This is a genomic window from Vagococcus allomyrinae, assembly GCF_017829975.1.
Taxonomy (GTDB): domain Bacteria; phylum Bacillota; class Bacilli; order Lactobacillales; family Vagococcaceae; genus Vagococcus_D; species Vagococcus_D allomyrinae.
In genome coordinates this window covers 112,985-123,480 of record NZ_JAEEGA010000020.1, presented here as the reverse complement: position 1 = coordinate 123,480, position 10,496 = coordinate 112,985, and the positions used below count along the sequence as shown (strand labels likewise).

Annotated in this window: 8 protein-coding genes, 11 tRNA genes and 1 rRNA gene; 13 read left to right on the top strand and 7 right to left on the bottom strand. The window is 44.8% G+C overall.

Annotated features, from left to right (window positions below; genetic code table 11):
- Nucleotides 1–39 precede the first annotated feature (39 nt).
- The 13 genes from rrf (at nucleotide 40) to I6N95_RS23295 (ending at nucleotide 2,162) form a co-directional block, all read left to right on the top strand.
- Nucleotides 40–155 (top strand): 5S ribosomal RNA (rrf, locus tag I6N95_RS23355).
- 13 nt (nucleotides 156–168) lie between these two features.
- Nucleotides 169–242: transfer RNA gene (locus I6N95_RS23350), tRNA-Asn, on the top strand.
- Between the two features lie 28 nt (nucleotides 243–270).
- Nucleotides 271–357 (top strand) — tRNA-Ser (locus I6N95_RS23345).
- Nucleotides 358–373: 16 nt separating this feature from the next.
- Nucleotides 374–445 (top strand) — tRNA-Glu (locus tag I6N95_RS23340).
- A gap of 67 nt (nucleotides 446–512) precedes the next feature.
- Nucleotides 513–588: transfer RNA gene (locus I6N95_RS23335), tRNA-Phe, on the top strand.
- 3 nt (nucleotides 589–591) lie between these two features.
- A tRNA-Tyr gene (locus I6N95_RS23330) sits at nucleotides 592–672 on the top strand.
- 9 nt (nucleotides 673–681) lie between these two features.
- Nucleotides 682–752, top strand: a tRNA-Trp gene (locus I6N95_RS23325).
- 13 nt (nucleotides 753–765) lie between these two features.
- A tRNA-His gene (locus I6N95_RS23320) sits at nucleotides 766–838 on the top strand.
- 35 nt (nucleotides 839–873) lie between these two features.
- A tRNA-His gene (locus I6N95_RS23315) sits at nucleotides 874–949 on the top strand.
- Between the two features lie 4 nt (nucleotides 950–953).
- Nucleotides 954–1,024 (top strand) — tRNA-Gln (locus tag I6N95_RS23310).
- 27 nt (nucleotides 1,025–1,051) lie between these two features.
- Nucleotides 1,052–1,122, top strand: a tRNA-Cys gene (locus tag I6N95_RS23305).
- Between the two features lie 17 nt (nucleotides 1,123–1,139).
- Nucleotides 1,140–1,223, top strand: a tRNA-Leu gene (locus I6N95_RS23300).
- Nucleotides 1,224–1,853: 630 nt separating this feature from the next.
- On the top strand, nucleotides 1,854–2,162 hold the full coding sequence (locus I6N95_RS23295; RefSeq protein ID WP_209531952.1) for a nucleoside triphosphate pyrophosphohydrolase family protein: 309 nt from the start codon (nucleotides 1,854–1,856) through the stop codon (nucleotides 2,160–2,162).
- A gap of 479 nt (nucleotides 2,163–2,641) precedes the next feature.
- Here I6N95_RS23295 and I6N95_RS23290 read toward each other — a convergent pair whose 3' ends face one another.
- Genes I6N95_RS23290 through I6N95_RS23260 form a run of 7 tightly spaced genes read right to left on the bottom strand, consistent with a single transcriptional unit; the run spans nucleotide 2,642 to nucleotide 10,397 of the window.
- The gene (locus I6N95_RS23290) at nucleotides 2,642–3,490 is read right to left on the bottom strand and encodes a sugar phosphate isomerase/epimerase family protein (RefSeq protein WP_209531950.1); all 849 of its coding nucleotides are present in this window, start codon (nucleotides 3,488–3,490) and stop codon (nucleotides 2,642–2,644) included.
- A gap of 15 nt (nucleotides 3,491–3,505) precedes the next feature.
- Nucleotides 3,506–4,606, bottom strand: a complete 1,101-nt coding sequence (locus I6N95_RS23285; RefSeq protein WP_209531949.1) for a mandelate racemase/muconate lactonizing enzyme family protein — start codon at nucleotides 4,604–4,606, stop codon at nucleotides 3,506–3,508.
- A gap of 14 nt (nucleotides 4,607–4,620) precedes the next feature.
- Complete coding sequence (locus I6N95_RS23280; RefSeq protein WP_209531948.1) at nucleotides 4,621–5,307, bottom strand: rhamnogalacturonan acetylesterase; 687 nt, start codon at nucleotides 5,305–5,307, stop codon at nucleotides 4,621–4,623.
- Nucleotides 5,304–6,056, bottom strand: coding sequence for an alpha/beta hydrolase (locus I6N95_RS23275; protein ID WP_209531947.1), 753 nt, complete (start codon nucleotides 6,054–6,056; stop codon nucleotides 5,304–5,306). Before I6N95_RS23275 ends, I6N95_RS23280 begins: the two co-directional genes overlap by 4 nt.
- A gap of 40 nt (nucleotides 6,057–6,096) precedes the next feature.
- Entirely contained in the window at nucleotides 6,097–7,488 is a 1,392-nt protein-coding gene (gene uxaC / locus I6N95_RS23270) for a glucuronate isomerase (protein ID WP_209531946.1), read from the bottom strand.
- Nucleotides 7,489–7,501: 13 nt separating this feature from the next.
- Nucleotides 7,502–8,989, bottom strand: a complete 1,488-nt coding sequence (locus I6N95_RS23265; protein ID WP_209531945.1) for a UxaA family hydrolase — start codon at nucleotides 8,987–8,989, stop codon at nucleotides 7,502–7,504.
- Nucleotides 8,982–10,397 (bottom strand): tagaturonate reductase, encoded by a 1,416-nt coding sequence (locus tag I6N95_RS23260; protein ID WP_209531944.1) that lies wholly within the window; start codon nucleotides 10,395–10,397, stop codon nucleotides 8,982–8,984. Before I6N95_RS23260 ends, I6N95_RS23265 begins: the two co-directional genes overlap by 8 nt.
- Between the last annotated feature and the right edge of the window lie 99 nt (nucleotides 10,398–10,496).

Genomic DNA, 10,496 nt, shown 5'->3' with positions numbered 1-10,496 from the left:
GAAAGCAATCTCAACTTAATAGATAGTACATCACTTAAGTGTGGTGGCGATAGCAAGAAGGATACACCTGTTCCCATGCCGAACACAGTAGTTAAGCTTCTTAGCGCCGATGGTAGTTGGGGGGTTCCCCCTGTGAGAGTAGGACGTTGCCACGCTTAGTTGTATTATTCCGGCATAGCTCAGTTGGTAGTAGCGCATGACTGTTAATCATGATGTCGTAGGTTCGAGTCCTACTGCCGGAGTCGCTTTTAAGAGAATAAGCAAGAATCTGGAGAGTTGTCCGAGTGGCCGAAGGAGCATGCTTGGAAAGCATGTAGACGGGTAACTGTCTCAAGGGTTCGAATCCCTTACTCTCCGTTTAAAAAAGCAATCAGGCCCGTTGGTCAAGCGGTTAAGACACCGCCCTTTCACGGCGGTATCACGGGTTCGATTCCCGTACGGGTCATTTCAAATCATCAAACCTTGGTTCGTTGATTTGATAACAAACATAATAGATGTATAACTTTCTAAATGGCCTGGTAGCTCAGTTGGTAGAGCAACGGATTGAAGCTCCGTGTGTCGGCAGTTCGATTCTGTCCCGGGCCACCATTTGGAGGAATAGCGAAGTGGCTAAACGCGACGGACTGTAAATCCGTTCCTTAGGGTTCAGTGGTTCGAATCCACTTTCCTCCATTACATAGTAGGGATATAGTTAAACGGTATAACTACGGTCTCCAAAACCGTCATTGTGGGTTCGATTCCTACTATCCCTGTTAATATTTTATGGCGATTGTGGTGAAGTGGTTAACACATCGGATTGTGGTTCCGACACGCGTGGGTTCGATTCCCATCAGTCGCCTACTTCTTAAAATATTATGTTGAATACTTATAATGGCGATTGTGGTGAAGTGGTTAACACATCGGATTGTGGTTCCGACATGCGTGGGTTCGATTCCCATCAGTCGCCCCATTATTGGGCTATAGCCAAGCGGTAAGGCAACGGACTTTGACTCCGTCATCGTTGGTTCGAATCCAGCTAGCCCAGTTTTATCTTTATGTTTTACATTAATTAGGCGGTATAGCCAAGTGGTAAGGCAGAGGTCTGCAAAACCTTCATCACCGGTTCAAATCCGGTTACCGCCTTATACTTATTTTAATTAGCCGGTGTGGCGGAATTGGCAGACGCGCTGGACTCAAAATCCTGTGATCTCACGATCGTGCCGGTTCGACCCCGGCCACCGGTATTTGCCTAGCATCAACGTATATATTACGTTGGTGTTTTTTTGTGTGTGCTTATTCAGGCCAGGCATAGCACTTATCGGCTCTACGTCAAATGGTGTGGATGGCTAGAAATTATCGACAAATTAAGCGGCTCTGTCAGCGATGGCAGGGATGCTTTTTTGTGTTAAATTAGCGCTAATTAAAATGTGCTGTTTGAAGTTCCAAAAAAACTGCAGTACTTATAAGCCTAAATATATTGATCGTTTAGGCGGACTATCGAACTATTGCAATAAGAGTAGTTCAATATGTTCGAAACACGGAAGGCACGACCATTCATTCTGAACTACCAGACTATCTATTAAGTGAAAGGCATCCCTCTATAAATAAAGAGGGGAGATCATTAAATGAAAAAGTAACATATTTTTCAATCCAAAGCTTTCTCGATGGATATGATAAATGAGTCGATCGACTAGAGCTACTGTTAGGCGTGACTCAACCAAGACCTTATTATACGGACTAAACGCTTTTTCTCTTAGATATCAAAATTGAGTGCAATATTCATAGCCGATGTAATAGTTATCAGTGTATGTAATGAGTAAAGAATGTTATAGTAATAGAGCTATAGCATTAGAAAACAAAGTGGAGGTCATATAATGGAAATAAGCGAACTTATTTTAAGAAGTAATGAGATTAGAGAAAACTATCATAATTTAGAGATTCAGAATCATAGTGAAAAATGGACAATTGAGGAAGATTTACTGGCTCTTTCGAATGACATTGGAAATTTGAATCGACTTGTGATGACGAAATTCGGTAGATACTACGATGAGACACCCTATAATTTAGAACAAAAATTAGCTGAAAATATTTGGTGGTTAATCGAATTATCAAGTCGTTTGAATGTTAATATTGAATCAGAACTGATAACATTTTTAGAACAGAAGGAACAACTTTTAGGTTAATTATAAGCAAATTTTAGTCATTGAGAAGTTTGTCCTTGATAAGATTTTATATGAGGTTAGATTTTTTATTTTGTTGGAAATGCCAAGTGGGTTGCTAAATCTCTGGAGTAGGCGAGGGTGATCGCTGGTCTTTGGGTCAAATGATGTGGATGGTTAGAATTTGCTCGAAATTATCGATAAATTAAGCAGCTCTGGCAGTGATCGCAGGGGGCTTTTTTGTGTTAATTTAAAGCAGTTGACGTTATTTTACTGAGAAAGTATTGATTTCTGACGACTATGGTAAGTATTTTTCTTGCCACTCAGGAGATCTCAGCTGCAACTTTGGGTGAGGTTTTAAATAATATTAAGAGATACTTGTGGCTATCTCGTTCATTATTCTTGATTGTTTTAATGATACTATGGCCGACGAATCGACCTATAGTATCATTAAAAACTGGTAGTTCGCAGGTAGTGGCTTATTAACGTAAATTGCGCCTGTACTAAGGTTCAAGTTGTTGATAAAGTTTTCGCAAATAATCCACGCTATCCCTTAGCTCAGGCTCGGTTGTGGCTTCCAGCGTTGCAAAGAGGTGAGGACGCTGTGACTTAATGTAGGCTAAAATGGGTTTAAAATCCAGCAATCCATGACCAACGGGAACGATTTTGATTGTTTGATTTTCAATAGTGAAGTCCTTTAAGTGGATCATGGCAATTCGGTTGCCTAGGAGATCAAGCGCTTCTTCCACTATCTCTGTCTGTCTTAGATAATTGTCAGGCGACATTAAATTTGCGCAGTCGAGAATTATTTGTAAGTTAGAGCTACCCACTTCAGTTAGTAGACGTTTTGCAAGCAGAGCGCTATGAAGTGGGTGATTTAAGCCAGCTTCGATGCCAATCGATACGCCAAAGCGTTCTGCTTCAGCTACGAGTTCTTTTACAGATATGACGACTTTTTGAAAGGCTTCTTCCGTAAAATTATCAGTTGTGAAGCCATGGCCGGTGCTGCCAGTTTCCGTCCCTACGAGACTGGCGCCAAAATCACGCGCTAGGCGTAAGTGGGTCTTAAATGAGTCCAAGGCCATTTGCCGTTCTTGTGGATCAGTGGCAATAATATTGACGTAACAGCCTAAGACGGATATGTTAATTTGCTGTTGTTGAAAGGCTTGTCGATAATAACTAGCAGTTCCAGGAGAGAGCCCTTGTAAATCTGGGGCGCTGGCTGGAAAGGATTTAGTGATGGCAAATTGGATATTGGTGAATTCGTAGTCTTTGATGCGAGCCATTAACTGATCTAAGGGGAGTTGTCCCAGATCGTGAGCGCGAATTCCTAAATTGAATGGAATGGTCATGAGTACACCTGCTTTCTAAAATTCTGCCTGATAAGGGGCTAGTTTCTGCCAGTCAAAGGTAACTCCAATCCCTGGCTCCTCTGGTGCAATCGCCATGCCACTGGCTGGGTCAATCACCAAGGGGCGTGTGGTGTACTGGTCGATAGGAAAGCTGTGCATTTCCAGATAACCGGCGTTGGGCATGGCTGCTAGTAGACTGACGTGGAGCTCTTGCATGCCGTGGCTGGAAACCGTTAGATTGTAGGCTTGTGTTAAATGAGCGACTTTCAGCCAGCCGGTAATACCGCCGATGTTTGAGGCGTCTGGTTGGGGGAAGTCGACGTGACCATATTGCAACATATGCTGGAATTCAGTCAGGGTCCGTAAATTCTCGCCACCTGCGACGGCCATCCCTGATTCTTCGGCAATGCGTCGGTAGCCGGCGTAATCTTCGGGGATGGTTGGTTCTTCCAAAAATAAAATGTTGTATTTCAGAAATTCACGGCCAGCTTTAATGGCCGTTTCCACGCTCCAGCTCATATTGGCATCGACCATAAAGGTGACGTCGGGTCCAATCAGTTCTCTGACGGCGGCGACTCGCTGGATATCTTCTGCTAATGTCGCTTGTCCTAATTTGATTTTGACTGCTTTGAGTCCCATGTCCAAATATTTTTGATTGTTGGCAAGTAGTTTTTCTAGCGGGAAATTTAAATCAATGGCGCCCCCGTAACATTTGACTTGATTGCTGACACCGCCTAACAATTTATAAAGGGGTTCTTGGGCTTTGGTTGCTCTTAAATCCCATAAAGCAATGTCGCAGGCTGCAATGGCAAAACTAGCCAAACCGCCTCGGGCTACGTAATGGATGCCCCAGTTCATTTGATCCCAAAGACTTTCGACGCAGCTGGGATCTTTGCCTATGAGAATGGCGGTTAATTCATTGGCGATTAAAGAGCTAATAGCTTTACCGCCAAAGCCGCCAGTGTAGGTGTAGCCGACACCTGTGCGACCATCGTCGGTTGTTATTTTGACAATAGGTACTTCAAAATGGGTGTGTAGGCCGTGTTTGGCATCTTCCATAATTTCAGGAAGGGGAATTCGGTAATATTCAGTGATAACGTCAGTAATAATGGACATAAGTCAGTCTCCTTCTATTTTTGATGGTTTAAGTAAGGGGTTAAACTGTTGGTATTTTCTTTAATGGCAGTCACAACTATTTGGGCCACTGCTTGAGCGCCAAGTGGGGAAAGATGAGTATCATCAGCTGAGCCTTCAGGATAATTGGCAGCTATACGAGGCGCTAGATGCATAAAATAAGACTTGCTAGCTTCTGGACCTAGCTGATTGAAAAAGTGCCGGGAACGCTGATGGATATCGAGAACGACGACCTTTTCGCTGGCTGCCACCGCTAATGTAGCTTGAGGATATTCGCCTACGGATAAAGGGGTAATCTGATCACCGTCAAATTGTCGACGAGTGACGGATGTCAGGAGAATCGGGGTGGCGCCTTGTTTGCGGGCAACCTCAATAAATAAGCGCAAGTTTTTTTGGTAGTCCCCAATCGTCGTATAGCGGTTTGGATCCTCTATTTTTTGATCATTGTGCCCAAATTGAATGAGTAAATAATCACCGGCATGGATTAAATATTCGAGAGCTTCTAACTGTCCTTCTTGAATAAATGAGCGGGTACTGCGTCCGTTTACTGCCAGATTGTCAATCGTGATCTGATCTTGGAAATAAGTGGCCAAACATTCTCCCCAGCCGGTTTCTGGCCGGGCTTCTTTTCGTTTGTTGGAGGCAGTTGAATCGCCGATGATGTAAATGGTTGGTGTGGTCATGCTAGCTCCTTTCTCAAAGCGGTTGTGATTTCTTTTAGCCAAGATTCAGCCAAGGTCGTCCAGATCTGGCAAGGTGTTCCTTTGGCTAAACCGAGGCCATGTCGTCCTTCTGGCAAGAGATGGTAAGCCACGGAAATCTGCTGGCTAATTAAGGCCTCAACAAAAAGTAAGCTGTTTTGAACAGATACGGTGGCATCATTTGCTGTATGCCAAATAAAGGTGGCTGGCGTTGTCTCACTGACGTGGCATTCATTGGAAAACCAATTGATCAGTTCTGGGCTGGGGTTATCTCCTAGTAATTGCTGGCGGCTTCCTAAGTGAACGTAAGGTTCTCTAAAGGTAATGACTGGATAGGCTAGTAGCAGAAAATTTAGCCCCTTAAAGTGAGTGCCAATCGTCGCTGCCAGATGGCCACCGGCTGAGAAGCCAATCGCTCCAATGGCATTGGGCTGAATTTTCCAGGTTGAGGCGTGATCTTTAAGGGTTGCCAGAGTGCTTTCGATATCGCTTAATAAGCTTTGGTAATTCTCAGTCTGATAGTACAACACCCCTGCGTGATAGCCAAGTGAATTTAACCACTCGGCTACAGGCGCGCCCTCATGAGCGGCTAGGTGATGGTAACCGCCACCAGGCAAGACTAAGACGAACGGCCTCTTTTGATCTGTTGCTAATAAGTAGAGGGCTAGGCAGGTCTCAGAAGAGTCTTCTTTGATATCAGCTAGTTGTTGATGATGAGCAAATTGAAACATAAGGATCCTCCGTTATGGGTGATTAACTAAAGAGACAGGTTCATTTAAACTTAAAATAGCGGTTAGCATTGTTGTAAGCAATGTCTGCGACCATTTGTCCCAATAATTGGTCATCATCGGGCACTTCTCCTCGTTGCGCCCATTCGCCCATTAGTTCACATAAGACTCGTCGGAAATACTCGTGACGCGTGTATGAAAGGAAGCTACGGGAGTCAGTCAGCATCCCGACGAAGTGACTGAGCAAACTGTTCTCTGCAAACAGGGACAGTTGTTCGCGCATGCCTGAGCGTGTGTCATTAAACCACCACCCTGAGCCTAATTGTAATTTGCCTGGGGTGTCTTTTTGATAGCAACCCAATAAGGTCAGCAAGACTGGATAATCTTGTGGGTTTAACGAATAGAGAATGGTTTGTGGTAATTGATCGCTGGCTTCTGCTCGGTCCAATACTTCTTTTAATGGCGTGGCAATCGGCAAATCATTCAGGCTATCATAGCCACTGTCAGGTCCCAATTGGTTCAGCATCCGTTGATTATTGTTACGGTGGGCGTGAAGGTGGAGCTGCATGGTCCAGTTTTTTTGATGATAGCATTTTATTAAGGCCACCAGTGTTTCGGTGCGATAGAGGGCTATCTCAGAAGCCGTTAGCGGCTCTTGCTCCAAGGCTTTTTGAAAGACCTGCTCAACCTCTGCTGGGCTCCCAGCCTGATAGTTTAAGGTGTCCAAGGCATGATCGGAGAGACGACAGCCGTTTTCATGGAAAAAGTCGATTCGTTTTTCCAAAACACTTAACAAGGTAGGGTAGTTGGTAATCGGTTGAGCGGCCACGTCTGCTAGTTTCTTTAGCCAAGCGGTGAACTCTGGTGCGTCGATGTTTAAGGCTTTATCTGGGCGAAAGGCTGGTAAAACTTGAAAGGCACTTTCTTCTTTTTTTAGCAGTTGATGGTAACGTAAATCATCAACGGGGTCGTCGGTTGTACAGACGATTTTGACCTTTGAATTGGCAATTAATTGTCGTCGACTGTAAGCGGGCAGTGCTAAGCGTTCGTTGACCTTTTGCCAAATTTCTGGGGCTGTCTCTTCATTTAACAGTTCCTCGATGCCAAAGAAGCGCCGCAATTCTAAATGAGTCCAAGCGTAGAGGGGATTGCCAATGGTTTTTGGAACGGTCTTGGCCCAAGCTAAAAATTTATCGTAATCAGAAGCGTCTCCTGTAATCTGTGATTCAGGAATGCCATTGGCCCGCATCAAGCGCCATTTATAGTGATCGCCTGCGAGCCAAGCTTCGGTAATGGTTGCGAAGGCTCGGTCTTCGTAGATTTCTTGTGGGTCCAAGTGGCAGTGATAATCAATAATAGGCATTTCTTTGGCAAAATCGTGAAAAAGTCGAACTGCCGTTGGGGTAGTCAGTAAAAAGTTATCGTCTAAAAACATCAGTCTATTCCTCCTAGAGTGTGACGCCAGTTTTAAAAATCGCCAGCTCTCTCACGTCATTTTCTTCGTTTCGTGTCGGCTGACCACTGGCAACCTTGATCAAATAATCAGTGAAATCAGCCAGCACAGTTTCCATTGGAGTATCCAGTAAACGGCCAGCGTTAAAGTCCATCCAATGATTTTTTTTGTTAAAAATTTGATTGTTAGTGGCTACTTTAACGGTGGGAACAAAGCTGCCAAAAGGCGTGCCCCGACCAGTGGTAAATAGGACTAATTGGCAATCGGAGGCTCCGAGAGCCGAGGCGGCGACTAAATCATTGCCAGGCGCTTGGAGTAAGCTAAGGCCTTTTTTCCGAAGCTTTTCACCATATTGCAAAACATCTACAACTGGCGAGGTCCCCGCTTTTTGGGTACAGCCCAGTGATTTGTCTTCCAGCGTGCTAATTCCGCCATCTTTATTACCGGGTGAGGGATTTTCATAAACCGGTTCACCGAACGCTAAGAAATACTGCTTAAAGTTGTTGATTAGGGCGACGATGTCTTGAAAAACAGCCTCGTTTTCGGCACGGGCCATTAACATTTTTTCCGCACCGAACATTTCAGGTACTTCGGTTAGAACAGAGGTCCCACCTTGGGCGATCAGAAAGTCAGAGAACGCCCCTAAAAGTGGGTTGGCGGTAATGCCAGAGAAACCATCTGAGCCGCCACATTTCAACCCAATAGTTAATTCACTTAAGGGAACGGTTTCTCGCTTGTCATTTAGAGCGGCGTCGTATAATTCTTCTAGTAGAGCGACACCAGCTGTGACTTCATCTTCGACTTCTTGAGCGACTAAAAATTTAACTCGCTCTAAATCGAACTCTCCTAGTAGTTCTCGGAATTCTGCGACGATGTTATTTTCACAGCCTAATCCAAAGACCAGGACACCACCAGCATTAGGGTGATTAACAGCATCCATCAAAATGCTGCGAGTCATGCGATGATCGTCTCCAAGTTGCGAGCAGCCATAAGGGTGTTTTAAAATCGTCACATTGTCAAAGGCATTACAATCAGGGTGGTTGAGCTTAAAGGCTTTGAGCATCTGTTCGGCCATGCCGTTGACGCAGCCGACGGTTGGGACAATAAAAAGATCGTTGCGAATGCCAACTTTGCCATTCTTTCGGCGATATCCCTGAAAGGTTAACCCTTGGTTGGGATAGCTGACGGGCTGACTATCAGGTTGGTATTCATAGGTTTCTTCGCCGGCTAGATTAGTTTTAATGTTGTGGGTATGAATCCAGCTGCCTTTTTTGATCGGTTCGGTGGCATGGCCAATGGGATAGCCATATTTATTAATGGTTTCGTTTAAGGCAAAATCCTTTAGAGCAATTTTATGTCCTTGAGGGATGGCGCTTAAGGCGACAACCCTTTGACCATCAATCACTAATTCTTCGTTCGCGTTCAAGGGACGCAACGCGACGGCCACCTTGTCCCGTGGGTTCATTTTCATCAAGTTATGCATAAGATTCACCTCTTAGTTTCGTTTGCAGGGCAGCGCGGGAGCCCTTTTCTAGTAAGCTTAAATCCGCTTCAACGGCTTCCACAAGGCCTGGTAATTGACTTAAATCTTGTTCCCAAAGGGAGTGATTGCTAAAGATCGCTGGGACGACTGTTTCAGGCCTTTGCCATGCTTCTGCAAAGGTATCTAAAACGTGCTGGTCGTCTTGGAGCGGATAATCGCCACGGTAGAAAGTGATTAACCCAGCCAGTGCTAGGGTCATCAATGGTGGCAAGGTGTGTTGCTGCTTTTGATAATTGACTAACAAGGGCAACAAGCGGGCTTTAAATTTAGAAAGACTATTCAAGGCAATGGCGGTTAATTCATGGCGAATAAAGGGATTTTTAAAGCGTTCTTTCACCGAGTTAGCATAAGAAATCAGCTCTGATTGAGGTAAATCGAGAACGGGAATAATTTCTTCGGCCATTAACTGGTCGACAAACTGACTGAAATCCTCGTCTAACATGACGTCTTCAACGGTTTCCAAGCCAGCTAAAAGGCCTAAGGGAACCATGGCGGTATGAGGACCGTTTAGGAGATGAACCTTCCGTTCACGGTAAGGCGTCATATCGTCGGTCACCACCACATTTAAGCCAGCCTTAGCCAAAGGCAACTGATCTTTTAAAGAAGCGGGGCCTTCGATTACCCACAATAGAAAAGGCTCTGCCTTGACCATTAATTGATCCCGGTAACCGAGACGGGATTGTAGTTCTTCTTGGTCCTCACGGGGATAGCCGGGAACAATCCGATCGACTAAGCTACAGCAAAAGGTGTTTTCAGTTTGAAGCCAAGTGCGAAAATCAGCCCCTAAGCCCCATTGTTCCGCGTATTGTAAGACGATTTCTTTTAGTTTCTCGCCATTTCGGTCAATCAATTCACAGGGAATGATCGTGAAGCCCGCCTTTTTTAAGTCAAAGCGCCTGGCCAACAAAGCCGTTAGTTTTCCGGGAAAACTTGTTGGAGGCTGGTTGCTTAATGAATCGTCTGCCAGAAATTGAATGCCGGCTTCGGTAGTATTGGAAATAATAACTGACAGCTGATCGTCTAAGGCTAAGTCTAAATAAGACTGGTAGTCATCATAAGGGTTAATCACTCGATTAACTGTTGACACGATCTCAGCGGAGTTAATCACTTGGTCGTTTAAAATGCCATCCAATAAAACGGTGTAAAGGTAATCTTGTTCGGCTAACATCTCTCCTAAACCTTGGGCAATCGGTTGAACGACAACGGCGCTACCTTGAAAGAGGCCTTGTTGATTCATCTGCTGTAATTGCCAGTCGACAAAGCCTCGCATAAAGTTTCCTTCACCGAATTGGATGACTTTTTCTGGATAGCGTTGATCGACAGTGTGTTGCTTGTTTAATTTTTTCATGAGTTTCTCCTTAGTGAGTGATTTTAGGCTAATTGGCGAAGCCATCAGATTGATCAGCTAGCCGGTGGCTGTCTGATAGAAGCAGGGGGTTCCAACCAA

What these genes read in the sequence shown, in the direction of transcription:
- I6N95_RS23265 (WP_209531945.1), bottom strand. Translation starts at nt 8,989, where the DNA reads ATGCATAACTTGATGAAAATGAACCCACGGGACAAGGTGGCCGTCGCG.
- uxaC (WP_209531946.1), bottom strand. Translation starts at nt 7,488, where the DNA reads ATGTTTTTAGACGATAACTTTTTACTGACTACCCCAACGGCAGTTCGA.
- I6N95_RS23295 (WP_209531952.1), top strand. Translation starts at nt 1,854, where the DNA reads ATGGAAATAAGCGAACTTATTTTAAGAAGTAATGAGATTAGAGAAAAC.
- I6N95_RS23285 (WP_209531949.1), bottom strand. Translation starts at nt 4,606, where the DNA reads ATGTCCATTATTACTGACGTTATCACTGAATATTACCGAATTCCCCTT.
- I6N95_RS23280 (WP_209531948.1), bottom strand. Translation starts at nt 5,307, where the DNA reads ATGACCACACCAACCATTTACATCATCGGCGATTCAACTGCCTCCAAC.
- I6N95_RS23260 (WP_209531944.1), bottom strand. Translation starts at nt 10,397, where the DNA reads ATGAAAAAATTAAACAAGCAACACACTGTCGATCAACGCTATCCAGAA.
- I6N95_RS23290 (WP_209531950.1), bottom strand. Translation starts at nt 3,490, where the DNA reads ATGACCATTCCATTCAATTTAGGAATTCGCGCTCACGATCTGGGACAA.
- I6N95_RS23275 (WP_209531947.1), bottom strand. Translation starts at nt 6,056, where the DNA reads ATGTTTCAATTTGCTCATCATCAACAACTAGCTGATATCAAAGAAGAC.